20 protein-coding genes are annotated in these 25,406 nt (G+C 72.6%); 13 read left to right on the top strand and 7 right to left on the bottom strand.

Annotated features, from left to right (window positions below; translation table 11 throughout):
* Window positions 1-58: 58 nt before the first annotated feature.
* Complete coding sequence (locus ACIF6L_RS11755) at window positions 59-1,975, bottom strand: DNA/RNA helicase domain-containing protein (protein ID WP_396488132.1); 1,917 nt, start codon at window positions 1,973-1,975, stop codon at window positions 59-61.
* Between the two features lie 383 nt (window positions 1,976-2,358).
* On the opposite strand from ACIF6L_RS11755, the gene ACIF6L_RS11750 reads away from it, so the two are divergent.
* The gene (locus ACIF6L_RS11750) at window positions 2,359-3,804 is read left to right on the top strand and encodes a glyceraldehyde-3-phosphate dehydrogenase (RefSeq protein ID WP_329490298.1); all 1,446 of its coding nucleotides are present in this window, start codon (window positions 2,359-2,361) and stop codon (window positions 3,802-3,804) included.
* Window positions 3,805-3,938: 134 nt separating this feature from the next.
* On the opposite strand, the gene ACIF6L_RS11745 is transcribed toward ACIF6L_RS11750, so the two are convergent.
* The 3 genes from ACIF6L_RS11745 to ACIF6L_RS11735 all read right to left on the bottom strand — a co-directional run bounded on the left by ACIF6L_RS11745 (window position 3,939) and on the right by ACIF6L_RS11735 (window position 7,304).
* The gene (locus ACIF6L_RS11745; RefSeq protein ID WP_329492313.1) at window positions 3,939-5,207 is read right to left on the bottom strand and encodes a sugar ABC transporter permease; all 1,269 of its coding nucleotides are present in this window, start codon (window positions 5,205-5,207) and stop codon (window positions 3,939-3,941) included.
* A gap of 56 nt (window positions 5,208-5,263) precedes the next feature.
* Window positions 5,264-6,043, bottom strand: a complete 780-nt coding sequence (locus ACIF6L_RS11740; RefSeq protein WP_396488130.1) for an ATP-binding cassette domain-containing protein — start codon at window positions 6,041-6,043, stop codon at window positions 5,264-5,266.
* A 148-nt stretch (window positions 6,044-6,191) separates the two neighbouring features.
* Window positions 6,192-7,304, bottom strand: coding sequence for a sugar ABC transporter substrate-binding protein (locus ACIF6L_RS11735; RefSeq protein ID WP_396488128.1), 1,113 nt, complete (start codon window positions 7,302-7,304; stop codon window positions 6,192-6,194).
* A gap of 504 nt (window positions 7,305-7,808) precedes the next feature.
* Between ACIF6L_RS11735 and ACIF6L_RS11730 the strand changes: the two genes are divergently transcribed.
* The 3 genes from ACIF6L_RS11730 to ACIF6L_RS11720 all read left to right on the top strand — a co-directional run bounded on the left by ACIF6L_RS11730 (window position 7,809) and on the right by ACIF6L_RS11720 (window position 13,657).
* Window positions 7,809-9,515 carry a glycosyltransferase family 2 protein gene (locus ACIF6L_RS11730; RefSeq protein ID WP_396488126.1) on the top strand — a complete coding sequence of 569 codons (1,707 nt, stop codon included), beginning with the start codon at window positions 7,809-7,811 and terminating at the stop codon, window positions 9,513-9,515.
* Between the two features lie 66 nt (window positions 9,516-9,581).
* Window positions 9,582-12,653 carry an acyltransferase family protein gene (locus tag ACIF6L_RS11725; protein ID WP_396488202.1) on the top strand — a complete coding sequence of 1,024 codons (3,072 nt, stop codon included), beginning with the start codon at window positions 9,582-9,584 and terminating at the stop codon, window positions 12,651-12,653.
* Between the two features lie 275 nt (window positions 12,654-12,928).
* On the top strand, window positions 12,929-13,657 hold the full coding sequence (locus ACIF6L_RS11720; RefSeq protein WP_396488124.1) for a DUF5995 family protein: 729 nt from the start codon (window positions 12,929-12,931) through the stop codon (window positions 13,655-13,657).
* Window positions 13,658-13,692: 35 nt separating this feature from the next.
* On the opposite strand, the gene ACIF6L_RS11715 is transcribed toward ACIF6L_RS11720, so the two are convergent.
* The gene (locus ACIF6L_RS11715) at window positions 13,693-14,217 is read right to left on the bottom strand and encodes a hypothetical protein (RefSeq protein ID WP_359805296.1); all 525 of its coding nucleotides are present in this window, start codon (window positions 14,215-14,217) and stop codon (window positions 13,693-13,695) included.
* Window positions 14,218-14,529: 312 nt separating this feature from the next.
* Here ACIF6L_RS11715 and ACIF6L_RS11710 point away from each other — a divergent pair, with 312 nt between their 5' ends.
* Window positions 14,530-15,246: a flavodoxin family protein gene (locus tag ACIF6L_RS11710; protein ID WP_396488122.1), complete on the top strand. Its 717-nt coding sequence runs from the start codon at window positions 14,530-14,532 to the stop codon at window positions 15,244-15,246.
* A gap of 13 nt (window positions 15,247-15,259) precedes the next feature.
* Here the strand turns inward: ACIF6L_RS11710 and ACIF6L_RS11705 are convergent, their stop codons facing one another.
* Window positions 15,260-15,814 (bottom strand): hypothetical protein, encoded by a 555-nt coding sequence (locus tag ACIF6L_RS11705; protein ID WP_359805300.1) that lies wholly within the window; start codon window positions 15,812-15,814, stop codon window positions 15,260-15,262.
* 332 nt (window positions 15,815-16,146) lie between these two features.
* Here ACIF6L_RS11705 and ACIF6L_RS11700 point away from each other — a divergent pair, with 332 nt between their 5' ends.
* From ACIF6L_RS11700 to ACIF6L_RS11670, 7 genes are all read left to right on the top strand, one after another.
* Complete coding sequence (locus tag ACIF6L_RS11700; RefSeq protein WP_396488120.1) at window positions 16,147-16,830, top strand: Tat pathway signal sequence domain protein; 684 nt, start codon at window positions 16,147-16,149, stop codon at window positions 16,828-16,830.
* Between the two features lie 490 nt (window positions 16,831-17,320).
* Entirely contained in the window at window positions 17,321-18,763 is a 1,443-nt protein-coding gene (locus ACIF6L_RS11695) for an MFS transporter (RefSeq protein WP_396488118.1), read from the top strand.
* 156 nt (window positions 18,764-18,919) lie between these two features.
* Window positions 18,920-19,219, top strand: a complete 300-nt coding sequence (locus ACIF6L_RS11690) for a hypothetical protein (RefSeq protein WP_329490307.1) — start codon at window positions 18,920-18,922, stop codon at window positions 19,217-19,219.
* A complete protein-coding gene (locus ACIF6L_RS11685) occupies window positions 19,216-20,154 on the top strand; it encodes an acyl-ACP desaturase (protein WP_329490308.1) in 939 nt (312 codons plus the stop codon). The genes ACIF6L_RS11690 and ACIF6L_RS11685 overlap by 4 nt, the downstream gene beginning before the upstream one ends.
* A 233-nt stretch (window positions 20,155-20,387) precedes the next feature.
* Window positions 20,388-20,783, top strand: coding sequence for an acyl-CoA thioesterase (locus ACIF6L_RS11680; RefSeq protein WP_329490309.1), 396 nt, complete (start codon window positions 20,388-20,390; stop codon window positions 20,781-20,783).
* An 81-nt stretch (window positions 20,784-20,864) separates the two neighbouring features.
* Window positions 20,865-22,463 (top strand): AMP-binding protein, encoded by a 1,599-nt coding sequence (locus tag ACIF6L_RS11675; RefSeq protein WP_352287629.1) that lies wholly within the window; start codon window positions 20,865-20,867, stop codon window positions 22,461-22,463.
* 111 nt (window positions 22,464-22,574) lie between these two features.
* Complete coding sequence (locus ACIF6L_RS11670; protein ID WP_396488116.1) at window positions 22,575-23,243, top strand: enoyl-CoA hydratase/isomerase family protein; 669 nt, start codon at window positions 22,575-22,577, stop codon at window positions 23,241-23,243.
* A gap of 102 nt (window positions 23,244-23,345) precedes the next feature.
* On the opposite strand, the gene ACIF6L_RS11665 is transcribed toward ACIF6L_RS11670, so the two are convergent.
* On the bottom strand, window positions 23,346-23,672 hold the full coding sequence (locus tag ACIF6L_RS11665) for a hypothetical protein (RefSeq protein WP_396488115.1): 327 nt from the start codon (window positions 23,670-23,672) through the stop codon (window positions 23,346-23,348).
* A 653-nt stretch (window positions 23,673-24,325) separates the two neighbouring features.
* On the opposite strand from ACIF6L_RS11665, the gene ACIF6L_RS11660 reads away from it, so the two are divergent.
* Window positions 24,326-25,351: a hypothetical protein gene (locus ACIF6L_RS11660; RefSeq protein WP_396488113.1), complete on the top strand. Its 1,026-nt coding sequence runs from the start codon at window positions 24,326-24,328 to the stop codon at window positions 25,349-25,351.
* Window positions 25,352-25,406 lie beyond the last annotated feature (55 nt).

Genomic DNA, 25,406 nt, shown 5'->3' with positions numbered 1-25,406 from the left:
ACGCCGTGCAGCGATGTGTAGTGCTGTCCGTGAGCATACCGTTGCTCACTCGGCGCCGTCAGGCGGTAGCGCCACCCGTCTTCGGCAGTGCCGGCTTCTTGGACTTGGCGAGCGGGTTTCCGACGGTGCCGACGACGAGGTCGCGGAGCTTGTCGAGGGTCTCCTCGTCCTCGGAGTACAGCACCGTGCCGAGGCGGCCGCGGGTCAGCAGGACGTGGTAGGCGTTGCGGACGAGGCGGTCGACGTCTTCGTCGGAAACGGCCTTCTTCCGGAGCTCGCCGTCCCTTGTCTGCGTCCGGTCGACGATGAACCGGCCGTTCCGCCAGAGCAGATCGCGACCGATGATCACTCCGCTCCAGTCGAACTCGAAGTTCTGTGCCGTGTAGATGCAGCCGATCTGGCGGAACCCTCGGGGGTCGGTGGCCCACATGCTGGTCACCGGCAGGTCCTCCGGAATCACGTCGACCCGGGTGTTCCAGGGGCGGTGCCAATCCCCGATCCGAACCTCCAACCGGACTCCCTCACCGTCCTTCGGCTTCTTCCAGTCCCAGCAGAAGCCGGCGGTCATCCGGGCCTGTGCGTTGTTCGTCTCGATCTGCTTGTGCAGGAACGCCTCGAGCTCGCTCGGGGACTCGGCGATCTTCACCGTCATCCGTCCGTCCGGTACCCAGGGCGTCGGTGTGGCACCGTCGAGGCTGAGCAAGTGCGTCACCCAACGGCGGAATTCCACGCTCCCCCCGGCCCGGAACATGCCGGGGAGGTCGATCACGACCCACTCGCAGCCGGCCGCCTTGGCCCGCTCGACGAGGTACTTCGTCGTACCGACCTCGTCGGGCCGCAGCGACTGCCAGTCGTCGAGCAGGAAGACCGGCACCTGAGCCACCGCGATCAGCTCATCCGCCTGGGCACGAGCGTTGTCCCGCTTCTCCTTGGGGGTGCGGAAGTTGGTCGAGGTGCGGCGGATGCGATGGGCTTCGTCGCAGATCAGTACCTCGACGGAGTCCGGCACGGCGGAACCGAACTGGTTGAAGAAGCGGTAGTCGCGGGCGGCCTGGGCCTTGGTCGACTTCAGCGGGCCGCTGGTGGCCGCCGTCCTGAGGTTCTCCGTGAAGGCCCGCGACCCACTGGCGTGGACCGCCTCGATCCCCTCCTGTCGCAGCGAGCGCAGGAGCTCCACCGCCACGCCGGTCTTGCCGCTGCCCGGTCCGCCACGCACGATGACGACCTTCTTGCGGCGGCCCTGCTCGGCGGCCCGGATCGTCTCCCGCACCTCCTGGAAGGCGATCTCCTGCTCGCGCTGCAGCGCGAAGACCGGGTGCGGGCTGCCGACCCGGCTGAAGGCCTCGCTCGAGGTCGGCGGCGGTACCTCCTTCGCGTTGCAGAACATCTCGGCCGCCTGACCGCCTGGCCGGGACGAGAGCCGTGCGGCCAGGAAGTCCTTGAACTTCTCCATGGTGCCGAGGGTGTACAGCCGGCCGTGGTCGCTCTGCGGCAGCTTGAGGAGTTCCTTCACCTGGTCGGTCGCGTTGTGCAGCAGGGCGACACCGGCCAGGCGCTCCGGCCGGCCCCGGAGCAGCGCGTAGGAGTGCATCAGGTGTTCGCAGTATCGCTGGACCTGGCGCACGGGGTGGAGCTTCACCTTCGGGAAGCCGGCATGGACGGCCACCGGATTCTCGGGCGAGACCGTCACGCTGTCCCACTGCTTGAGCTCGATGAGCACGTAGGAGGGCTCATCGGTGGTGGGGTGGTAACCGGCGAGGATCACGTCGATGTCGCCGTCCATGTACGGGAGCTTGTACTCGACCATGACCTCGACGCCGCCGAGACCACGCTCGTTCAGCGCCTCGACGACGTCGCGCAGGCTGTACTCCCACGAGGCGACCAGACCGGTGCCGGGTGCTGCCTGGTGCTTGTGCGATGCGGTGTAGCGGTCGATCAGCAACTGGGTGAGCGGGAGATGCTCTCCGCCCGCCACCGGTGTGATCAACGGGACGAGCGCGGATGCTGGCTTTCGTAGCAACAAGACGGGTTCCCCCACAGGCACGACGGATCTCGTGCGGGTAGGGGCATGTCCGAGGTGGAAGCCCGTCGGGCCGCGGTGACAGACGGTACGGTAGCCCGAGATCGGCGGCTGTACGCACGAAATCCGAGGAGCGGGCCGCTGAGCCCGGCCTTCGCTGCCCTCCCGCGGAGCGAGCCCGTCCCGCTTGCCGTCGCCCGGGTCTCCCGCAGCGGCGGAAGCGGGCCGCGTGAGGACCGTGGGGAGGGGGGAATCGCAGCTCGGGGTGGGTCCGGCTGAGAGGCCAAAATGGCTCAAAGCTAGCATGTGGGCATTCGCCTAGCTCGAAAGATGGACCTGTGACTGTCAACGAAGACGTGTTCACTAACTGGATGAACCGCGAGGAGATCGCGGAGTCGATGATCCCGATCATCGGGAGGCTGCAGCGTGAGCGGGACGTCACCGTTCTGCTGCACAGCCGTTCCCTGGTGAACAAGTCGGTGGTCAGCATTCTGAAGACTCACCGGTTCGCCCGCCAGATAGCCGGGGCGGAGCTCTCGGTCACCGAGACGCTGCCGTTCCTGCACGCGCTCACCGCGCTGGATCTCGGCCCCTCCCAGATCGACATCGGCATGCTCGCCGCGACGTACAAGGCCGATGACCGCGGTCTGTCGGTGGCGGAGTTCACCGCGGAGGCGGTGGCCGGCGCCACGGGTGCCAACAAGCTGGAGCGCCGCGGGTCGCGCGATGTCGTGCTGTACGGGTTCGGCCGGATCGGCCGGCTGCTGGCCCGCCTGCTGATCGAGAAGGCCGGGTCGGGCAACGGCCTGCGGCTGCGTGCCATCGTCGTCCGCAAGGGTGCGGGCGACGACCTGGTGAAGCGCGCCTCGCTGCTGCGGCGCGACTCGATCCACGGCCAGTTCAACGGCACGATCACCGTCGACGAGGCGAACAACAAGATCATCGCCAATGGTCACGAGATCACGGTGATCTACTCCGACGACCCGACCACGGTGGACTACACCGCGTACGGGATCAAGGACGCGATCCTGATCGACAACACCGGCCGGTGGCGGGACCGCGAGGGGCTCTCGAAGCACCTGCGCCCCGGGATCGAGAAGGTCGTCCTGACCGCGCCGGGCAAGGGCGACGTCCCGAACATCGTGCACGGCGTGAACCACGACATGATCAAGCCGGACGAGCAGATCCTGTCCTGCGCCTCCTGCACCACCAACGCGATCGTCCCGCCGCTGAAGGCGATGGCGGACGAGTACGGCGTGCTGCGCGGCCACGTGGAGACCGTCCACTCGTTCACCAACGACCAGAACCTGCTGGACAACTACCACAGCTCGGACCGCCGCGGCCGTTCGGCACCGCTGAACATGGTGATCACCGAGACCGGTGCCGCCTCCGCCGTCGCGAAGGCGTTGCCGGACCTCGACGCGAAGATCACCGGCAGCTCGATCCGGGTGCCGGTGCCGGACGTCTCGATCGCGATCCTCAGCCTGCGGCTCGGTCGCGAGACCACCCGCGAGGAGGTCCTCGACTACCTCCGGGAGGTGTCGCTGACCTCGCCGCTGAAGCGCCAGATCGACTTCGTCACCGCTCCCGACGCGGTGTCCAGCGACTTCATCGGCTCGCGCCACGCCTCGATCGTGGACGCCGGCCCCACCATGGTGGACGGGGACAACGCGATCCTCTACCTGTGGTACGACAACGAGTTCGGCTACTCCTGCCAGGTGATCCGGGTCGTCCAGTACGTCTCCGGCGTGGAGTACCCGACCTTCCCGGCCCCGGCGCTCTGAGCCGGATGCTCTGAGCCGGGTGCGCTGACCCCGGCCCGAAGGCCTGACGGCCGGGCGCCCGCCCATGCGGCACGGAGGCCCGCTCCACCTCGGTGGAGCGGGCCTCCGTCGCCGTACCGGGACCCGGGCGAGGGTCAGGCGCGGCCGGCCGCCTTCTGGGTGCGGCGGGCCAGGGAGTCGACGACCACGGCGGCCAGCAGCACCGCACCGGTGATCATGAACTGGATGGCGTTGCTCAGGCCCTCGATGTTCATGCCGGACTGGATCGAGCCGATCACCAGGGCACCGAGCAGGGCCGACCAGGTCTTGCCGCGGCCGCCGAAGAGGCTGGTGCCGCCGATGACGGCCGCCGCGATGGCGTTCATCAGCAGGTTGCCGCCGCCGGAGGTCTGGCTGGCGGACTGGATCTGGGCGGCCAGGAAGAGACCGCCGATGCCCGCCATGGTGGAGCAGATGATGAAGACGCTGATCCGGATCCACGAGATGTTGATACCGGCGCGGCGCGCGCCCTCGATGTTGCCGCCGAGCGCGAAGATCTGCCGTCCGTAGGTGGTGCGGCGCAGGACGAAGTCCAGCACCACGATGAAGATCAGGAAGATCAGCAGGGCCAGCGGCAGCCCCTTGTACTGGTTCAGGGTGTACGCGGCGAGGAACGAGACGACGGCCAGGGCCACCGTGCGCAGTACCAGGTCGGCCATCGGCCGGTAGGGCACGCCGGCCGCCCGGCGCCGTCTCGCGTCGGCCAGCGAGGCGCCGACGAACAGCAGGACGCCGATCGCGGCGGCGCCGTAGGCGGCGAGCTGCTGGCTGTAGATGGTGCTGTAGAGGCGGGAGACGATGTCCTTGCCGGAGAGGTTGACGGTGCCGCTGGCGCCGAGGATCTGCAGCATCGCGCCGTTCCAGCCGAGGTTGCCCGCGAGGGTGACGACGAAGGCCGGCACGCCGACCTTGGCGAAGAACACGCCCTGGATCAGGCCGACGACCGCGCCGCCGAGGATGGCGGAGAGCAGTGCCACCCACTGGTTGACGCCGTGGGTGACGTTCAGAACGGCGAAGATCGCCGCGCACAGGCCGCTGACCGAGCCCACCGACAGGTCGATCTCGCCGAGCAGCAGCACGAAGACCACACCGATGGCGATCATGCCGGTGCCGACGATCTGCTGTGACAGGTTGGAGAGGTTCTGGGCGGAGAGGAAGGTGCTGTCCAGGCTGCCGAAGACGGCCCAGATCACGATCAGTGCCAGGACGACCGGCAGCGAGCCGAGTTCGCCGCTGCTCACCCGCCGGCGGAACTCGCCGAGGTAGCCCTTGATGCCCTCCTGGCGCACGATGAGCCGCGGGTCCACGACCGGGGTCGCCGAGGGTGCCACGGGGACCGGCGCGTTGACGCCGCCCTTGGGCATGCTGTCCTCGGGCAGGTGGTGGCGGCGGCCGTCGTCGCCGCCCGGGATGTGGTCGCTCATGGGGTGCCCTCCGTGCCGCGGGCCTGTCGGCGGGTCACCGCGTTGTCCGTGGCCCCGGTGATGGCCGAGATGATCTGTTCCTGGTTGGTGGAGCGCCGGTCGAAGACGCCGTTGTTGCGGCCGAGCCGCAGGACCGCCACGGTGTCCGCGACCGCCATCACGTCCGCCATGTTGTGGCTGATCAGGATCACGCCGAGGCCCCGCTCGCGGAGGCGTTCGACGAGGTCGAGGACCTGGGCGGTCTGCTCGACGCCGAGGGCGGCGGTCGGCTCGTCCAGCATCACGACCTTGGGCGAGCCGATCAGCGCGCGGGCGATCGCGACCACCTGGCGCTGGCCGCCGGAGAGCGAGGCGATCGGGATCCGCACGCTGGGGATGCGGATGGACAGCGTGTCCAGCAGCTCGCGCGAGCGCTTCTCCATCTCGACCTCGTCGAGGACGGCGAAGCGCTTGATCTCGCGGCCCAGGAAGAGGTTCCCGACGACGTCGAGGTTGTCGCAGAGCGCGAGGTCCTGGTAGACGGTGGCCACGCCGAGGTGCTGGGCGTCCTGGGGGCGGTGGATGGAGACCGGGCGGCCCTGCCACTCGATGACGCCCTCGTCCGGCTGGTGCACCCCGGCGATCGCCTTGACCAGGGTGGACTTGCCGGCGCCGTTGTCCCCGACCAGCGCCAGTACCTCGCCGGTGTGCACCTCCAGCTCGATGTCGGTGAGCGCCTGTACGGCGCCGAACCGTTTGGAGACCCCGCGCAGGGCCAGTACGGTCTCACCTGCCACAGTGACCAACTCCCTTGCCCCGCCTCCGGGGGGAGGCGGGGCGTCTTCGGCTTCGGGTGCTTCTTCGGGGTGCTGCCGGTCCGGTGCCGCACGCGACCGGGGCCGGGCCGGGGCCGCTCCGGGGGGCGGAGCCCGGGGCCCGGCGCCGCTACGAGAGGCCGGCCTCGGCGCAGGCGGCGGCGTAGTCGGGCGTGCAGATCTGCGCGACGGTGTAGAGGCCGTCGGCGACCACGGTGGTCTTGATGTTGTCCTTGGTCAGCACCACCGGGGTGATCAGGTCGGCCGGGACCTTGTTGCCGCTGCCGTTGGTCACCGTGGTCGGCACCAGGTCGGGGGCCGGGCTCGAACCCTGGGCGTAGGCCACCGCCATCCGCGCGGCCGCGTCGGTCTCCGGCTTGAACGGCTTGTAGATCGACATGGTCTGGGTGTTGACCAGGATCCGCTGCACCGCGTCCAGCTGGGCGTCCTGGCCGGTCAGCGGCACGCTGAGGTTCGCCGCCTTCAGTGCGGTCGCGATACCGGCGGCCATGCCGTCGTTGGCCGAGTAGACGCCGACGACGTTGGGCGCGCCGATCGCGGTGATCGCGGCGGCGGCCTCCTGGTTGGCGTTGTTCGGGTCCCAGTTCGGCGTGTCGTACTCCTTGCCGATCTTGAGCTTCCCGTCGATCGCGCTGTGCGCGCCGGCCTTGAAGTCGGCCGCGTTGGGGTCGGTCGGCGAGCCGTTGATCATGATGATCGACCCGGCGTTCGCCTTGTCGCCGACGGCCGCCACCAGGGCCTGGCCCTGCAGCTCGCCGACCTTCTTGTTGTCGAAGGACACGTACGCGTCGACCGGACCCTGCGCCAGGCGGTCGTACGCGATGACCTTCACGCCCGCGTCGTGCGCCTTCTGGACGGAGGACTGGATCGACTTGGAGTCCACCGCGTCCAGGATCAGCACCTGGTCGCCCTTGGTCAGCGCGGTGTCCACCTGGGTCTGCTGGGTGGTCGCGTTCTCGTTGGCGTTGTAGTAGTCGATCTGCGCGTTCGGCGCGAGTTCCTTGATCTTCTGCTCGATCAGCGGGCGGTCGAACTGCTCGTACCGGGTCGTCTTGGTCTCCGGCAGTAGCAGCCCGATCTTGATCGCTCCTCCTGCGGTGCCGCTCGCGCTGCCCGAGGACGTGGTGCCGGTCGACTGCTTGGCGCTGCCGCACGACGCCAGGCCCATGCCGACGGTTACCACTGCGGTCACCGCGACGATGCGGCGAAGCCCGATGTACATGAGGATGCCTCTCCGGTTGAGTCCACCCCCGCCTCCGAGTCTGGGAACACCGGGGCGCCGGCACGATCCGGACTGCGCCGAACGAGTGCGACGCACCGCCAATCGGGGGAGGGGGCGGCCGTCCGACCCGGGGGGCGAGGGGTCGGGAGGGGGAGGAGTGGCGCCCGAGGCGACGGGTGGGTGGCCGGCGGGAGGCGATCAGGGGTCGCGACGGGGGCGGCGCGCAGTCACGCAGGCGTCGGGGCGGGGGATCGGCGAGGGCCCGGAGGCGTCCTGGCGGGGAGCGGACGGCTGCGCCCGACGGACCCCCGGGGTGGGCGGGGCGCCGCCGTCACCGCTGTGACCTGCCGCTTTCCTCCGCATCCGGCCGCGGTGGCCGGGCGATCGCGGCGCGGGGCGGGCGCCGCCGGCGGGCGTCCCAGCTCTCGGACGGCCGCCCGAATGGTCTATACCAATGAGGTACTGTGGCCGCGGAGCTGTCAGAAACGCGGCTGTGGGGGCCTCATGACTGTCCAACACCTTCCTCAACCTCCTTCCGATCAGGAGCTGTACTGGTATTTCGGACCACAACGCCGCTGGGTGCTGGTGCTGACCTCGCTGGCCTTCGTCTTCACCGCGGCGACCATGTTCACCTTCTCGCTGCGGACCCCGGCCCTCTGGGGCTTTCTCGCCGTCCTCGCGCTCAACGTCGTCGCGCTCGGGCTCTCCTCGGTCAACAGCCTCCGCCAGCGGCGGCTGACCAGGCAGTCGCACGAAGTCCTGGTGCACGCCTGGAACCCCGGTGAGCTGCCGACCGTCGACCTCTACCTGCCGACCTGCGGCGAACCGCTCGACGTCCTGGAGAACGCCTACCGCGCCGTCCGGCGGCTCGACTGGCCGGGTGCGCTGACCGTCTGGGTGCTCGACGACGCCGACCGCGCCGAGGTCGCCGACCTGGCGGCCGCGCACGGCTACGAGTACGTCGTGCGGCCCGACCGCGGGCACCTCAAGAAGGCGGGCAACCTCAACCACGCGCTCACCCTGAGCCGCGCCGAGTACATCGCCATCCTGGACGCCGACTTCGCGCCCAGGCCGGACTTCCTGCGCCACCTCGTGCCGTACTTCGCCGACGCCCGGATCGGCATCGTGCAGAGCCCGCAGTGCTTCGACACCGACGAGACGATGGACTGGATCCAGCGTGCCGCCGGCTCGGCGCAGGAGTGGTTCTTCCGCTGGATCCAGCCCTCCAGGGACGCCAGCGACGCGGCGATCTGCTGCGGCAGCAACGCGGTCTACCGGCGCACGGCGATCGACGCGGCCGGCGGCTTCGCCCGGCTCGACCACAGCGAGGACCTCTTCACCGGCCTCGGCCTGTACGAGCAGGGGTACCGGACGCTGTACGTCCCGGTGCTGGTCGCCAAGGGCACCTCGCCCGACAACCTCGCCTCCTACGTCAACCAGCAGTACCGCTGGGCGATGGGCAACCTGCACCTGCTCGGCTCGCCCGTGCTCAAGCGGATCCGGGCGCCCTGGCGGATGCGGCTCTGCTTCTACGAGGGCGTCGTCGGCTACCTGGCCGCCGCCGTGAACCTCTTCGTGGCACCGCTGCCGCCGCTGGTGATGATGTTCTGGTACCCGGACCAGATCCGGCCCTGGCACGTCCTGCCGCTGCTCGCGCCGCTCTGGCTCTGGCACGTCCTGCTGCCCCGGATCAGCCGGACCCGCTGGCGGATCGAGGTGATCCGCTCCAACGTGCTGATGAGCGTGGCCGCCGGCGCCGCCTTCTGGCACACCCTGCGCGGCCGCAGCGCGGCCTGGGTGCCCACCGGCGCCGGCCGGGCGAAGCCGGGCGGCCTGGCCCGCCAGGTGGTCCTGGTCTCGCTCGGGTGGCTCTGCGCCTCCGTCGGCGCGGCCGCCGCGGGCCTCTCGCTCGCGGTCGCCCGCAACGGCTGGGAGCCCAACTGGGGCCTCGGCCTCTACCTTGCCGTGCAGTGCCAGATCGGCCTCCCGCTGATCCGCGACCTGGTCGGCGAGCTGCGCCCAGCCGGCGGGCAGCGCGCGGCCGACCCGGACCGCCCCGGCGCCCCGCGCCGGCTGCTGTCCCGGCGCGCGGCCCGGACGGGCATGCTGCCGCGGCGCTGGCCCGAAGCGCTGGCCGCCACCGCCACCCTCGTGCTCACCGCCCTGCTCGCCTCCGGCTGGGTCCGCCCGATGCTGCCCTGGCTGGGTTGAAAGGTCGTCACACCGATGTCCCCGACCACACCGATGTCTCCGACCCCGATCACACCGACCACCTCGATGTCACCGAACACACCTGTGCCACCGACCGCGGATCCGGAGCTCCTGCCGGGTACTTACACCATCCCCGGGCCGCCGCGCGGCGGCTCCGGCTCCCGGGGCTCCGGCGTGCGGGCGTCCGGCAGCCCGGGGCCTGCGCCCCGCCCGGCCGGCTTCCGCCCCGACATCGAGGGCCTGCGCGCGGTGGCGGTCCTCGCGGTGCTCGCCTTCCACGCCTCCGTACCCGGCCTGGCCGGCGGGTTCGTCGGCGTCGACGTCTTCCTCGTCGTCTCCGGCTACCTGATCACCGGACTGCTGGTGCGCGAGGCCGTCACCACCGGCCGGGTCCGGCTGGGGGAGTTCTTCTCCCGCCGGGCGCGCCGGCTGCTGCCCTCGGCCGCCGTGGTGCTCGGCGCGGTCGCGCTGGCGGGCGCCTGGCTGACCGTCCCGCTGCGCCGTGCCGACCTGGAGCACGACGTGCTGGCCGCGGCGCTCTCCGTCGCCAACTGGCGCTTCGTCTCCCAGCAGACCGACTACCTCGCGGCCGGGCGCGACCAGAGCCCGCTGCTGCACTTCTGGTCGCTCGCGGTGGAGGAGCAGTTCTACCTGTTCTGGGCGCCACTGGTCGCGCTGATCGTGTTCCTGGCGGCCCGGGCGGTCCGCCGCGGCCGGGCCGTCCGCACGGTGGCGGCCGCGGTCGCGGGGGCGCTGACGCTGGGCTCGTTCGCGCTCTCGCTGCACTGGACGCAGAGCTCGGTCTCGCTCGCCTACCTCGGCACGCCCTCGCGGGTCTGGCAGTTCGGGGTCGGGGCGCTGCTCGCCCTGCTGCCCTGGCACCGGCTGCGCGGACCGCGCCCGCTGCGGCTGCTCACCGGCTGGGCCGGCCTGCTGGCCATCGGCTGGTGCGTCCTCGCCTACGACGCCGGCACCCCCTACCCGGGGTACGCCGCACTGGTCCCGACCCTCGCCACCGCCGCGATCATCCTGGCCGGGACGCCGGACCGGCGGGACGGCGGCGCCGTCGTCGCCACCCGGTACGGCGCGGACCGGCTGCTCGGCCTGCGGGCCCCGCGCGCGATCGGCCGGCTCTCCTACAACCTGTACCTGTGGCACTGGCCGGTTCTGGTGCTCACCGAGGCCCGGTTAGGGACGCTCGGCTGGCCGGTCAAGGTGGCGCTGAGCGCGGCGGCCGCGCTGCCCGCCGTGGCGGTGCTGCGCTGGATCGAACAGCCGCTGCGCCGCAACCGGACCGTGGCCGAACTCCCCAGGCGCGGGCTCTCCTTGGGGCTCACCGCAGTGATCGTCCCGGTGGTGCTGGCGCTGGTCGTCGGAACCGGGACGCTGCGGCTGCTCGGGCCGGCCGGGCCGGTGGACCTGCTCGGCCTGCCGCCCGGCTCGCCCGACGGCACCTCCCTGCTGGTGCGCACCGCCACCCCGCCGAAGACCGCGGCGGTCGTCCCGGCCGCCGCGCAGGCGCGCAAGGACTTCCCGCCGGACGGCGAGTGCGAGGTGGCGCCGAGCGCCGTCACCAGCCCCGCCTGCCTGTTCGGCGAGACCACCGCTGCGGACCGGATCGTCCTGCTCGGCGACTCGCACGCCGGCCAGTGGTTCTCCTCGCTGCTCGCCATCGCGGCGGGGCGCCACTGGGCCCTGGAGGAACTGGTCAAGCAGGGCTGCCCGCTGCCCGAACTCGACGTCGTCAATCCGCAGTTGGGGCGGGCTTACTGGGAGTGCGACAGCTGGCGGACGGCCAGCCTGGAGCGGTTGCGCAGCGGGCCGAAACCCAAGCTGATCGTGGTCTCCGCGCTCAACCGCTACACCGACGACCGACGGCTGCTGCTGGACGGCTGGGAGCGGACACTGGCGCCGCTGCGCGCGCTCGGAGTGCCGATCGTCTACATCCAGGACACCCCGATCCCCGGGACGGACGTTCCGGCCTGCGTCTCCGGGCACACCGAGGACCCGGCCGCCTGCGAGTTCCCGCGCGCCCGTGCGCAGTGGCCCGACCCGCTCGCCGAGGAGATCGCGGCCGGCCGGGTGCCGGGCGTCCGGTCGGTCGAGCTGAACTCCGTCCTCTGCCCGGGTGCGGGGCGCAGCTGCCCCGCCGTCCTGGAGCGCATCCTGCTCTACCGGGACGACGCGCACCTGACCAACGTCGCGGCCGTCGTCCTGACGCCCCGGCTCGAACGGCTGCTGACCGAGGCCGGGCTGGTGCCCGCCGCCGGCGCTACCGGGGGTGTCGCCACCGGACCGGGGAAGCCCGGCGCCGACGGCTGGACACCGGTGCTGCGGGACGACTTCGAGGGCCCGGCCGGCAGCCGCCCCTCCGCCGAGCACTGGCAGTACGACCTGGGGACCTGCTACCCGGGCTGCCCGGCTCCGCAGTGGGGCACCGGGGAGATCGAGACGATGACCGACTCGACCGCCAACGTCCGTCTCGACGGCCGGGGCGCGCTGGAGATCGTCCCCACCCTGGAGAACGGCCGGTGGAGCTCGGGCCGGATCGAGTCCCGCCGCTCCGACCTCGCCCCGCCGCCCGGCGGAGTGCTGCGGATCGAGGCCTCGATCGCGCTGCCCGACGTCACCGGACCGGCCGCCGCCGGGTACTGGCCGGCCTTCTGGACGCTCGGCGGTGAGCTGCGCAACGGCTTCACCGGCTGGCCCGCGATCGGTGAGCTCGATGTGATGGAGCAGGTCAACGGCCGCGGCTCGATCTTCGGCACGATGCACTGCGGCACCCTGGAGGGTGGCCCCTGCCAGGAGCCGAAGGGCCTCGGCTCGGGCGACCAGTCGTGCCCGGACTGCCGCACGGGCTTCCACAGCTACGCGGTGGAGGTCGACCTCACGCCCGGGGCCGAGCAGGTCCGCTGGTACCTCGACGGGCGCGAGCACCACCGGGTCACGGCCGCGCAGATGGACCGCGCGACCTGGGACCGGGCCGTCGGCCACGGGCTCTTCCTGATCCTGAACGTCGCGGTCGGCGGCAACCTGCCCGCCGCGCTCGGCGGCGTGCCCGGTCCGGCCACCGAGCCGGGGCACCCGATGCGGGTGGACTACGTCGCCGTCTCGACCCGGGGAGGCGCCCGCCCCTGATCCGGACCGGCCTAGGGCCGTCCCCGCCCCGCCGGCGAGGACGGCCCTAGGCGCGTTCCGGGCCCCGGCACGGTCGGCCGGCCGGTGGCGTGGTCGGCCGGTGCTGCGGTCGGCCGGTGGGGCGCGGTTCGGGCGACCGGCGGCGGTGCGAGCGCGGGGTCCGAGCGCGGGGTGCGCGGGCCCGGCGGCGGTGGCCGCCGCGCGGAGGTGGCAGTCTGGGTACAGGTGGCAGCCGGGTCCGACCCCGCACCGACCGCTTCTCCGGGAGGACGGCCATGACATACGCGCACGCCAGGCCCGCGCGGAGCCTCGACGAGGTCGTCGGGCGGATGCGGGCGGTGGAGGCCCGGCTGGACCCGCGGGACGGTGTGGCCTGCTTCAACCGGATGTACCTGAGGGTCGCCGAACTGATCGGCGGCCACCTGGCCGCGGGCTCCTTCCAGGACGGGGCGTTCACCGAGGGCCTGGAGGTGGTCCTCGCCGGTGCCTACCTCGACGCGGTCGAGGACGCCGAGGCGGGTCGCCCGGTCAACGAGGCCTGGCAGCCGCTGTTCGAGGCCCGGGGAGACCGGTCGGTCCGGCCGATCCAGTTCGCTTTCGCGGGGATGAGCGCGCACCTCAGCCACGACCTCCCGCTGGGCCTGGTGGAGACCTGCATCGAGCGCCGCACCACGCCGGACACGCCGCCCGTGCACGCCGACCACCTCCGGGCCGCCGCACTGCTGGGGCAGGCCGAGGCCGAGGCCCGGGCCTCCTTCGAGGCGCGGCTCGGCACGCCGGACGCCCGGGCCGCCGAGTCCCTGCAGCACCTCGTCGCCAGCTTCTCCGTCGCCCGCGCGCTGGACGCCGCCTGGGCCACCACCCAGACGCTCTGGCACGAGCGCAACCTGCGCCCCTTCCACGACGCCACGCTGGCCGCCGTCACCGGTGGCGCGATACTGGCCGCCCGGCTGCTGGTCACCCCGGTCCTGCCGCCGGCCGGCCCGCCCACCGACGAGGCCTGACACCGCCGCCGCTCCCGCGCCGGGACGAGCCGCGCTCAGTGCCCGAGGGCGGCTTTGGCGGCCACGATGACCAGGCCCAGGACGAGGTTGACGAACCCCTCCAGCGCCGCCTGCCGCCGGCTCGCACCGGCCCGGACGGCTCCCACGAACGCCCACCCGACCTGCTGGGCGACGGCGACGCCCAGCGCCAGCCAGGCCGTCCCGGCGAGGCCCAGCCCGAGCAGCGGGCTGATCAGCACCGCCACCGCGGGGGCCACCGCCGCCTCCACGATGGGCCGCTCGTGGCGGGCGATCCGGCGGGCCTGCCGCCAGGTGAGCCGCTGTCCGACCTGGCGCTCACCGGCGAGCCGGGCGTACACGTGGGCGCCCCAGAACACCAGGCCGGTGACGATCAGCAGGACGCCGAGCTGGAAGCGCGGGTAGTCGCCGACGGCACTCGCGGTCGCCACCACCGAGGCGGCGAGCATGGAGCCATAGACCGCTCCCGCGTAGTCCGTGCGCTCGGCCGCCGGACGGTCGCTGCGGTGCCCGCCTTCGGGCCGGCTGACTGGGCTGCTCATCCTTCGCACCCTACGAGGGGGCGGCGGACCGGCCCGGCGGCTACGCCGTACGGCGGCGGCCGCACGGGCGCCGGGACGACCACGCCGCCTTCACCCGGGCGATCGCCGACGGCCGGCTGCCCGTGGCGCCGCGCTGAGCGGGCCCGGCCCGTTCCCGGACCGGACCGTTCCCGGACCGGCCCGTTCCCGGACCGGACCGTTCCCGGCCCGGCGTCCGTCCGGCGTCCGCGCGGTCGGCCCAGTCCGACGGGCGGCGGCCCGGCCGTGCGGCTGGACTGGTGGGCGAACGCCTCCTCCGGAAAGGGCCCGCCGATGTCCACCTCGCCCCGCGGCTACGACGACCTGAGCGCGCTGGTCCTCAACTGCACCCTCAAGCGCTCACCCGAGCGCAGCCACACCCAGGGCCTGATCGACCTCAGCACCGGCATCATGCAGCGCCAGGGCGTCCAGGTAAACGTGATCCGGGCGGTCGACCACGACATCGCCACCGGCGTCTGGCCCGACATGACCGAGCACGGCTGGGAGACCGACGACTGGCCGGTGCTCTACAGCCAGGTGATGGCCGCCGACATCCTCGTCCTGGCCGGCCCGGTCTGGCTGGGTGACAACTCCTCGGTGACGAAGCAGGTGATCGAGCGGCTCTACGCCTGCTCGTCGATCCTCAACTCCGAGGGTCAGTACGCCTATTACGGCCGGGTGGGCGGCTGTCTGATCACCGGGAACGAGGACGGCGCGAAGCACTGCGCGATGAACGTCCTCTACAGCCTGCAGCACCTGGGCTACGTGATCCCGCCGCAGGCCGACGCCGGCTGGGTGGGGGAGGCGGGGCCGGGGCCGTCCTACCTCGACCCGGGGTCGGGCGGTCCGGAGAACGACTTCACCAACCGCAACGCCACCTTCATGACCTGGAACCTGCTCCACCTCGCCCGGATGCTCAAGGACGCCGGCGGCATCCCCGCCCATGGCAACCAGCGCTCCGAGTGGGACGCCGGCTGCCGCTTCGACTTCGAGAACCCCGAGCACCGCTGAGGACGGGGCCGACCTAGAGGAGTTCCTGGGCCGCGAGCGACGCGCCCAGCGCGCCCGCGGCGCCGCCCAGGACTCCGCAGGGCACCCCGCAGAGCTCGTCGCCGACGAAGACGCCGACCACCCCGCCGACGACGTCCGAGGCGACCACCGCGAGGGTCGAGGCCTTGAAGGCGACCGCGTCCGGGCCGGCCGCCTCGGCGCGTCGGAGGAACTCGCGGCTGCTGGCGGAGGCGATCGAGGCGATCACCACCGCGTAGGGGTGCCCGTTCGAGGTCCTGATGCGGTCGAGCGCGGCGTCGACCCCGTCGGACTTGTCCTTCGGCGAGGCCTCCGAGCGGACCAGGCGCAGCAGGTCGATCAGCTGCTCCAGCTCCGCGGCGGACAGCCGCCCCTTGCCGTGCAGCGCCGCGAGGTCCCGTTCCCCCCGCTCGACGAGCTGGTCCAGGGAGAGCCTGAGGAGTTCGGGGACCACCCGCAGGACCTCGTTGTGCACCTCTCCGGAGCGAAGGGCCAGCTCCCGGATCGAGGTGTCGGCATCGGGGTCGCTCGGCCAGGAGGTGTCGGTCATGGCGGTCCGCCTCTTCTTCGGGTAGCTGTGCGTTCGGCGGCGGAATCCGGCTCACCGCCGTGCTGTGCTGGGATTATGGCGTCGCCGGTGCGGGAACCCCGGCCGCCTCCCGCGTCCGGTCACCCGCGTGGAGGGTAAGTCACACCGCCGCGGGTCCGGCTGCCGATCGGCGCTCCGGTTCTTGCTGACGAAAAGTCAGCAAGTTCGGTGCAGTGCCTTGACGGTGCACCGACACCGCTCTACAACGTAGTCAGCTCCCCGAATCCCCCACCGGCGGGGAGCCACGAAAGTTCACCTTCTCGATTCCCCCTCACCGAGGAAGAGGCTTTCCCATGCGCCTTCACCGTCCTGTCCCGCTCCTCGCCGCCGCCCTCGCCGCCACCGCGGCGTTCGCGCTGGGCGCTGTCCCCGCGTCGGCGGCGCCCGGCTCCGTCACCGCCACCACGGTGCTGACCGCCGGCGGCGGCGCCGTCGCGGCGGGCGACACGCTCGCCGCGCCGCTCGCCGCGAACACCCGCGCCACCTTCTACTCGACCGCGACCAGCACGACCGGGGTCACCTGCGCCACCTCCCAGCTCGCCGCCAAGGTGCTGAGCAACCCGGCGGCCCCCGGTACGGCCACGGAGTCCCTCACCGGGCTGACCTTCGGCTCCTGCACCAGCAACGTCACCGGTGTCACCTCGGTCCGGAGCCTGACCGTCGGCAACTTCCCGCACGTCATCGCCGTCGACGACGGCCCGGGGCTGCCGATCACCCTCACCTCGGGGACCGCCGGGCCGATCCAGGCCACCGCCGTGCTCAACAGCTGGTTCGGCACCCTCACCTGCAGCTACCAGCTCAGCGGTGCGTTCACCGGCGCCGCGGACAACGCCGGCCACAGCATGGCGTTCCGCACCGAGCACTTCGCCAAGAGCGGCGGCTCCTCGCTCTGCCCGGCCGACGGCTACTTCTCGGCCACCTACGGCCCGGTCACCGACACCAGCCAGGCCGGCAGCCCGGCGGTCGTCGTCAACTGATCCGGCGCGAAGCGAGCGGTCCCGCGGGCGTGCCCGCGGGGCCGCTGCCCTGCCGGTCGGCGTCGTGGCCGGTGGGCGGGGGTGAAGCCGCCCTGACGGGAGGTCAGGGGCGTTCCCCCGACCGCTGTCCGCTGGTCGGGAGGGGATTGACACTGGCGGGTAACAACGAGCAATCTGATCAGGCCCACCGGCGTGTGCGGGGGGTCGAGTGCGGTCTGTGCCGTTGCCGGATGCGGCGTGCGCGACGGATCGTGGCGTCGCGCGCTCGGCTCACATGCGGGGGGAACGCCAGTTCCGCGTGCCCGTACACGCTCCTGGGGTGTGCGGTGGGGGCGTGCCGGTGAGGCGTGCCCCCGTGGGGGAGAGACGCGGGCGGGGGCCGGCGGCTCGACGGCGGTGTGCGGACCGGTCCGGGAGGACGGGCCGCTGCGGCGCGGTGCCCCGACGGCGCGCCGACCGCCCGATCCCGTCGCCCAGGAAGGACGCCCGCATGGCCGAATCGCCCGTCGCACCCGTCAAGGGCCCCGCCGTCGTGGCCGGCCCGGCCGCCGGGCCGCCGCTCGGGCCGGTGCTGCTCTGCTGCCTGGGAGCCTTCGTGGCCTTCCTGGACAGCACCATCGTGAACGTGGCGTTCCCCAACATCGCCAAGACCTTCTCCGGCTCCGACCTGCCGACCCTCTCCTGGGTGCTCAACGGCTACAACGTGGTGATCGCGGCCTTCCTGATGCCGGCCGGCCGGGCCGCCGACCGGCTCGGCTGCCGGCGGTCGTTCGCGGTCGGCCTCTCGCTCTTCACCCTGGCCTCGGTGGTCTGCGGGCTCGCCGGGTCGGCGACGGTGCTGATCGCGGCGCGGCTGGTGCAGGCGGTGGGCGCGGCGATCCTGGTGCCGACCTCGCTCGCGCTACTGATGCCGATGTTCCCGATGGCCCGGCGGCTGATCGCGATCACCATCTGGGGCGCGGCGGCGGCGCTGGCCGCCGGCATCGGCCCCGGTCTCGGCGGGCTGCTGGCCGAGCACTGGTCGTGGCGGGCGGTCTTCCTGGTGAACATCCCGATCGGGGTGGCGGCCGTCTGGGCCTCCCGCTCGCTCACCGAGCAGCGCGAGCGCGGTGGTCCGACCCCGGACGTGCTGGGCGCGGCGCTGCTCGGCGGCGCGCTCGGCCTGCTCGCCCTGGGCCTGGTCAAGGGCCCGGACTGGGAGTGGACTAGCCCCGGCACCCTCGGAGCGCTGGCCGGTGGCGCGCTGCTGGCGGTGGCGGCGGTGCTGCGCAGCGCCCGCCACCCCGCGCCGGTCATCGCGCTGGACCTGCTCCGCTCGCGCAGCGCCATCGGCGGCAACCTCGGTTCGATGCTGTTCTCGGTGACCTTCTACATGGTCATCCTCAACAACATCCTGTTCCTGACCGGACACTGGCACTGGTCGCTGATCACGGCCGGACTCGCCACCACGCCGCCGCCGATCGCCACCGCGCTGGTCGCCCGCCCGGCGAGCCGGTGCGCGGAGCGGTTCGGGGACCGCCCGGTGGTGATCGCCGGCTGCCTGATCTACGCCTGCGGCACGCTGCTGCTGCTCTGGGGCGGCGGCCGGGGGCCCGACTTCCTCACCCACTGGCTGCCCGGGGCGGTGGTGATGGGCACCGGGGCCGGACTGGTCTGGCCGGTGCTGGGCGCGGTCGCGCTGGCCGGGGTCGAACCGGCCCGGCTGGCCACCGCGAGTGCGGCGAACGCGGCCTTCCGTCAGCTCGGCGCCGTCCTCGGGACGGCCCTCGCGGTCTCCGTGGTGACCGCCTCGGCGGCCGACGCACTCGGCGCCGCGCGTGACACCTGGTACCTGGCGATCGGTTTCGCGCTCGCCGTCGCCCTGCTCGCCGCGGTGACGATCCGCCGGACCCCGGCGGGCGACGCGCCTGCCGATCCACCGGGCCTCCGGTGATTTCGGCCGAATTCCCCGACCAATACCGCGACTCGGCCCCCGGTTCCGACCGGGGGTCCAGCGGTGTTTGTGCGAAGCAGATCTGATGGTTCGTCAACTTACGTGTAACAGGCATCACTTGGCCTGCACAATCGCCAACTTGTATGATTCTGAGCCATGGTGACGCCCGAAGTTGAGTCCTACATCCGGCAGAAATTCGGCGAGCACGCCGGCCTCGCCGACGAGGAAGTCTTCGCCGACGACGTGACGCTGGCCGATGTGATCGGCCGGAGTCCCAAAATGACCAACAGCATTGACCTGATGGAAGCCTTCGCCCGGACCGCCAACGGTCTCCGCAAGGACTACGGCGTGCGGGTGCGGCTGCCCGCGCTGCCCCTCGACACCGCGACCCCGGTGGTGCTGAAGGTGTTCCTGGAGGAGTTCGAGAAGCAGAAGGCGAAGGAGGCGGCCGCATGAGCGTCATCGAGACGGAACCGGTGATCCGGAAGGCGGTCGTCCCCGCCGAGCCGCCGGCCATCATCACCGACCTCTGGGACGCGGTGACGGTGCGCGGGATGTCCCTCGTCGACGTGACCTGGGAGCAGCAGCGGCTGCACGAGTCGCGCCGGTGGAGCGTCGTCGAGATGCTGTCCGCCGTCGACCTGGACAGCCTCACCCCGCTCGACCGCAACCTGGTGTGGAACGCCGGCCGGGCCGAGCTGACCACCAAGCCGGGCGCCGACCGCCTGGAGCGGCAGGCCGAGGCCGAGGTGCGCCGCTGGGAGAAGACCAACCCGGCGCTCGCGGCGGTCATGGAGGCGTGCGGCACCTGGAGCCGCTACTGGAACGAGGAGGAGGCCCACCACGAGACGGTCTTCAACCGGCTGGCGGACGTCAGCGGGATGGAGCCGATCGACGACGAGACCTTCCTCGCGTTCCGCAAGGTCTTCCCGGACGACGACATGCTGCGCACCCTGGTGCTGCTCGCGATCTCCGAGATCACCGCCGCCGTCAACTACGGCCAGTGCCAGCACGTGATCCAGGACGAGGGCCTGCGCCGGATCTTCAAGCAGGTCGCGGCCGACGAGATCCAGCACCGCAACTACTTCGTGTCGTTCGCCAAGGCTCTGGTGGACAGCGGCGAGTACCACGCCAAGGACGCCTTCGCGGTGGCCCACCTCTTCCTCCGCGAGGACGGCGAACTCCTGGGCAGCGCCCGGGACCAGAAGGAGGACCGGGGGACCCACGTCAACTGGTGGGACCACCTGGACACCGCCGAGACCGGCTACCGGCCCGAGGCGATGGAGAAGAAGGAGCAGCTGGTCTGCGGCGCTCTGAAGAAGATCACCGGGATCGAGGTGCACTCCCGGGAGGAGGTCGAGGACACCTGGATGGACCTCCTCGACAGCTGACGCCGCCCCGCGGCCCCGGCCGGCGCCCTGCGGTGAACGCGCGGGGCGCCGGCCCGGCGGCCGGGCACCCGGGCGCCCGGCCGCTCGGGCAGGACACTCCGCCCGGGCGGCTCCCGGTACCACGGCTCCCGCTGCTACGGCTCCCGGTACAGCGGCTCCCGGCTCCTCGGCCGGGGCCCTTCGGCACGATCGAAAACGGACGGTCCGACGTGTTCTTCGGCGAATCACGCCTCATGCTCCCGGTGCGCCCCAACGACCTCGACGCGCTGGGGCACGTCAACAACGCGGTCGCGCTGGAGTACCTGGAGGCCGGGCGGTGGGACTGGCTCGGCCGGCAGGGGCTCGTGCACGGCGACCGGCTGATCGCGGTGGTCGCCCGCACCGAGATCGACTACCTGGCGGAGATCCCGCGCGGCCGGGTCGAGGTGCGGACCGAGCTCGTCTCCCCCTCGGAGGAGGAGTGGGACGAGGAGGGCCTGACCTTCCGGGCCCGGTTCCGGCAGCGGATCCACCTTCCGGAGGCCGACCGGCCGGCGGTGGACGCGCTGGTGACGGTGGCCTTCCTGGACGCGGAGCAGCGCTGCCTGGTCTCCCTCCAGGACTTCCTGGCCGCCTCCACCCCGGCCTGACGACCCGTCGGGACACCGCCGCTCCGGAACGCGGCGACCGAACCATGAACGAGCGGCAACTGAACGAGTAGGAGGGGTCCGGTGCTCGAACACATCCAGCGCAACCAGGAGTGCCCGCCCGAGCGGGGGCTCCACCTGTACGAGAAGTACGGCGATCCGGCGGAGTTCACGCCGTACCGGGACTTCCCCGAGCGGATCGCCGCCAGTGCGGACTTCTTCCGGGAACAGGGGATCGGACCGGGGACCAGGGTGGTCTTCCCGTTCGAGACCTCCGTTCCGGTGATCTTCGCGTTCCTGGCGCTGATGGAGATCGGCGCGGTGCCGCTCTCCGTCAAGCCCTTCGTGCTGAACACGCCGAGGGAGGGCTACCAGGAGTTCCTGGCCCGGGTCGCGGCGGACTTCGGCGCCGCCCGGATCCTCGGCGTCCCCACGCTGGCCGCCGTCGACCTGCCGGTCGAGGCGCTGCCGCTGCCGCCGGCGGGCCTGCGCCGGGCCGGCGCCCGGCTGCGGACGCCCGGGGACGACGAACTGGCGTTCGTGCAGTTCTCCTCCGGGTCGACCTCCTTCCCCAAGGGCGTCCCGGTGACCCACGGCCGGCTCCGGGCCAACCTGGCCATGATCACCCGGACCGACGGCCGCGAGCCCGGGGAGCGGGTCAGCAGCTGGCTGCCGCTCTACCACGACATGGGACTGGTCGGCGGCATGCTGTCCTGCTTCACCGTCGGCTGCGACCTGCTGCTCGCCGAGCCGGTGACCTTCCTGTTCGACGCGCGCGGCTGGTGGGAGCACATGGGCCGGGAGCGGGCCATCGGCACCGTCATCCCGAACTTCGCCGTCGACTACTCGCTCAAGCTGATGCAGGACCTCGACCCGGAGGAGATCGCCGAACTCGACCTCTCCGGGATGCGGTCGATCTACCTCGGCAGCGAGCCGATCAACCTGCCGAACCTGGAGGCGTTCCTCGACCTGATGGCGCCCGCCGGTCTGCGGCGCGACGTCTTCATGCCCTGCTACGGCATGGCCGAGGCCGTCCTGCTGGTGGCCAGCCGACCGGTGGGCGGCGAGATCCGGGTGGTGACCTCACCGTCCGGCGTCCCGGCGATCTCGGTCGGCCGGCCGATGGCGGAGTTCGCCGTCCGGCTGCGCGGCGAGGACGGGCGGGTCTGCGGCGAGCACGAGCTGGGCGAGATCGAGCTGGCCGGCGGCAGCCTCGCCGAGGCCTACTTCGACCGCCCCGGGTCGATCGAGGGGCCGGACGGCTACTACGCCACCGGGGACATCGGCTTCCTGGACGCCGGGGAGCTGTTCATCACCGGCCGGATCAGCGACCGGATCAAGGTGGGCGGGCGCAGCCTGTTCGCCGCCGACTTCGAGCAGGCGGTCGAGCAGCTCCCGTTCGTCCGGGAGGGCCGCACCGCGGTGGCGCAGATCGGCACCGACATCGTGGTCCTGACCGAGGTGGACCGCGAGGCCCGGGACGACGTGCCGGGCAGCCGGGCGCGGATCGTCGAGCACCTGGTGCGGGCGATCGGCGTCACCGTGCGGGCGGAGGACGTGCACTACCTGAAGCCCGGACAGCTGCCGCGCACCAGCAGCGGCAAGCTCCAGCGGCGCGCGATCGTGGCCGCGTACGAGCAGGGGCAGCTCGAAGGGCTGACGCTGGCCGGGCCCGGGAGCTGACCGGGCGGCCGGACCGGTTGGCCGCCGGCGGGCGGCCACCCGGTCCGGCGCGGCCGTCGGAGCCCCGCCCGCACCTGCGGGCGGGGACGCCACTACGCGAAGGAGCGACGCATGCCGAAGCTGGAACAGGACGGCGAGGTCTTCGTCCTGCGGCTCGACCCCGACGACGAGAACCTCTTCCACCCCGACCGACTCGCCGCTCTGGAGGCGGCGTTCGACGAGGTGGAGGGCGCGCAGGGGCCGCGCGCGCTGGTCACGGTGGGCAGCGGCAAGTACTGGTCGAACGGTCTGGACCTGGCCTGGCTGCTCGACCACGGCGACCAGTACGCCGGCTACCTGGACCGGGTGCACGCGCTGCTCGCCCGGACGCTGGCCTCGCCGGTGGTCACCGTCGCGGCGCTCAACGGGCACACCTTCGCGGCCGGGGCGATGTGGGCGCTGGCCCACGACGTCCGGGTGATGCGGGCCGACCGGGGGTACTTCTGCCTGCCGGAGGTTGATCTCGACCTGCCCTTCCAGCGCGGCATGTCGGATCTGATCCGGGCCCGGTTGGCGCCGGGGACGGCCCACGAGGCGATGACCACCGGACGCCGCTACGGCGGCGGCGAGGCGCTCGCGGCCGGGATCGTCGACGAGGTCGCGGACCTCGACGCGCTGCTCGGGACCGCGGTCGAGCGGGCCCGCGCGCTGGCCGGCAAGTCCCGGCCGGTCCGGGGGCAGATCAAGGAGATGCTGTACTCCGAGACGCTCGCCTCGCTCCGTACGCCGACGGTGGCCTGAGCGCGTGAGCGCGTGACAGGTGGCCGGGCGGCCGGCCCCCGTGTGCGCGGGGCGCCGGTGCCCCGAGCCCGGGCCCGGGCCCGGTCGGCCCCGGGCCCGGGCTCAGCGGTACGTCGGCTGCTCGTGCAGGCCGAGCGCCAGCCAGGAGTCGGCCTCGCAGTGCCGTAGCAGCCAGCCTGCCAACGGGCCCTGTGGGTGGGACAGTTCCACGCAGGCGGCGCGCAGCCCGGCCTCGGCGGCCAGCAGGCCGGGGGCCGAGACGAACGCCACGGCGTCCAGGGCTCCCGGCGTCGTCCGGATCCGGGCGTGGTCGAGCCGGGCCGGCTCCCGGAGCACGCGCTCCAGTGCGTCCCGCACGGTCGCCGCCACCACCGGTCGGACGGGCGGGGGGCCACCCGCCGTCTCCAGCCGGACGCGAATCACGTACATCTACGACAGCGTGACTGATCGACAGTTCCCGTGGTCCGAAGCGCCGGTGGCACACTTCTGACTGGCAGCAACATGTCACCGTCGTACGGCGACAACTCCGGTGCGCCCGCGTTCCGTTGCCGTGGTCGCGCGGCCGGTCGGACCGGCCCCCTTCGCCGTTCACGCACCGGACCGCCATTTTCGTCCGCAGGAGCGGGTCCAACTCGCCTCGGACCCGCCATTGCCGAGGCGCGGGCCTTCGCCCCCGGCGGCCCGCCGCCCCCGCGGGTCATGGAGGCCGGCCGGGCCCTGGCACAGCAGCCCCTGGATAGCGGGGCGCGGATGCGCACCGTCGAGCAGGAGCGCGTCCGCACCAACCCGGCGACCGGGCAGGACGCGCGCCGGCTGCGCGCACCGTGCCACCGCGCCGGATCGCCGGTCCTCGAACGGTCCCGTCGGCCGGTGCCCGGGCTCCGGGCACCGGCCGGCCCGCCGCGCCCCGCGCGCGATGCTGCGTCCACATACCAGGCAGGGGTATGCCACCGCGGTCGTGACCTGGGCTTCGAGGTCGGCCCGGCGGACGGGATGTCGTCCGCCCGTGATATGTACTGCGTCTGGGGCGGCCAGTGCGCAGCCGTACGAAAGAAGCCGATGCTGTTCGAGGGGGCCACACCATGTCGTTCTTCCGACGCCGTTCCGGCGAGGGCGCTGCCGGAAGCGGGGCCGACGGCCGTCGGGGGTTCGGTTTCGCCCGGCGCCCCGCCGCGCGCCCGGCGGCGGTGCCGGCGCTCGACCCGGCCCACGGTGACGAGGAGCTGCGGCTGATGCTGGCCCAGGCGGCCGCGGGGGACTGGGCGTCGCTGCGCCCGGCGCTGGCCGCCGTCGCGGACGGCGCCGAACTCACCTGGCTGCTGGTCGCGCTCTCCGACGTCGCCGGGGTGGAGGAGTGGACGGCCCGGGCCGTCGCCGACCGGCCCGAGGACACGCCGGCGCTGCTGCTCTCCGGCGCCCGGCACGTCTCCTGGGCCTGGGAGGCGCGCACCGGTGCGCGAGCCCAGTACGTCACCGAGGAGCAGTGGCGGCTGTTCCACGAGCGGCTGGACACCGCCGAGGAGCAGCTGTTCGAGGTGGCCGAGCGGGAGCCCCGGTGGCTCGCCCCCTGGTACTTCCTGCAGATCAGCGGCCGCGGCGCCTCGCTCGGCCCGGACGTCGCCCGGTACCGGTTCGAGGCCGCGCTGCGCCGCGACCCCGGCCACCTCGGCTCGCACAAGCAGCGCCTCCAGCAGCTCTGCGCCAAGTGGGGCGGCTCGCACGAGGAGATGCACGCCTTCGCCCGCGCCGCGATGCTGGCCGCTCCCGAGGGCAGTCCGCTGGGTGAACTGGTCGCGCTCGCGCACCTGGAGCACTGGCTGGACCTCCCGGACGGCGAGGACCACGCCTACCTCACCGGGCCCGCCGTCCTGGCCTCGCTCCAGGAGGCGCTGCGGCGGTCCGTGCTGCACGCCGACTACCCGCGCCCGCGCGGCTGGCAGGCCGCCTGCAACACCTTCGCGATGGCCTTCTCGCTGGCCGACCAGCCGAGGACGGCGCACCTCCTGTTCGAGGCGCTCGACGGCGCCGTCACCGAGTCCCCGTGGAACTACCTGTCCGGCGACCCCGCCGAGATCTTCCGCGCCCACCGGGACCGCTGCGCCCGCTGACCCACCGGCCCGGCCCACCGGTTCGGCCCACCGGTTCGGCCCACCGGTTCGGTCC

The sequence above is a fragment of the Kitasatospora sp. NPDC086009 genome (assembly GCF_044540385.1).
Lineage (GTDB): Bacteria > Actinomycetota > Actinomycetes > Streptomycetales > Streptomycetaceae > Kitasatospora.
This window is presented reverse-complemented; position numbering and strand designations above follow the sequence as displayed.

Coding starts and splice junctions, on each gene's coding strand:
- ACIF6L_RS11745 (WP_329492313.1), bottom strand. CDS start 5,207: ATGCCCAAGGGCGGCGTCAACGCGCCGGTCCCCGTGGCACCCTCGGCG.
- ACIF6L_RS11735 (WP_396488128.1), bottom strand. CDS start 7,304: ATGTACATCGGGCTTCGCCGCATCGTCGCGGTGACCGCAGTGGTAACC.
- ACIF6L_RS11730 (WP_396488126.1), top strand. CDS start 7,809: ATGACTGTCCAACACCTTCCTCAACCTCCTTCCGATCAGGAGCTGTAC.
- ACIF6L_RS11725 (WP_396488202.1), top strand. CDS start 9,582: ATGTCACCGAACACACCTGTGCCACCGACCGCGGATCCGGAGCTCCTG.
- ACIF6L_RS11720 (WP_396488124.1), top strand. CDS start 12,929: ATGACATACGCGCACGCCAGGCCCGCGCGGAGCCTCGACGAGGTCGTC.
- ACIF6L_RS11715 (WP_359805296.1), bottom strand. CDS start 14,217: ATGAGCAGCCCAGTCAGCCGGCCCGAAGGCGGGCACCGCAGCGACCGT.
- ACIF6L_RS11710 (WP_396488122.1), top strand. CDS start 14,530: ATGTCCACCTCGCCCCGCGGCTACGACGACCTGAGCGCGCTGGTCCTC.
- ACIF6L_RS11705 (WP_359805300.1), bottom strand. CDS start 15,814: ATGACCGACACCTCCTGGCCGAGCGACCCCGATGCCGACACCTCGATC.
- ACIF6L_RS11700 (WP_396488120.1), top strand. CDS start 16,147: ATGCGCCTTCACCGTCCTGTCCCGCTCCTCGCCGCCGCCCTCGCCGCC.
- ACIF6L_RS11695 (WP_396488118.1), top strand. CDS start 17,321: ATGGCCGAATCGCCCGTCGCACCCGTCAAGGGCCCCGCCGTCGTGGCC.
- ACIF6L_RS11690 (WP_329490307.1), top strand. CDS start 18,920: ATGGTGACGCCCGAAGTTGAGTCCTACATCCGGCAGAAATTCGGCGAG.
- ACIF6L_RS11685 (WP_329490308.1), top strand. CDS start 19,216: ATGAGCGTCATCGAGACGGAACCGGTGATCCGGAAGGCGGTCGTCCCC.
- ACIF6L_RS11680 (WP_329490309.1), top strand. CDS start 20,388: ATGCTCCCGGTGCGCCCCAACGACCTCGACGCGCTGGGGCACGTCAAC.
- ACIF6L_RS11670 (WP_396488116.1), top strand. CDS start 22,575: ATGCCGAAGCTGGAACAGGACGGCGAGGTCTTCGTCCTGCGGCTCGAC.
- ACIF6L_RS11665 (WP_396488115.1), bottom strand. CDS start 23,672: ATGTACGTGATTCGCGTCCGGCTGGAGACGGCGGGTGGCCCCCCGCCC.
- ACIF6L_RS11660 (WP_396488113.1), top strand. CDS start 24,326: ATGTCGTTCTTCCGACGCCGTTCCGGCGAGGGCGCTGCCGGAAGCGGG.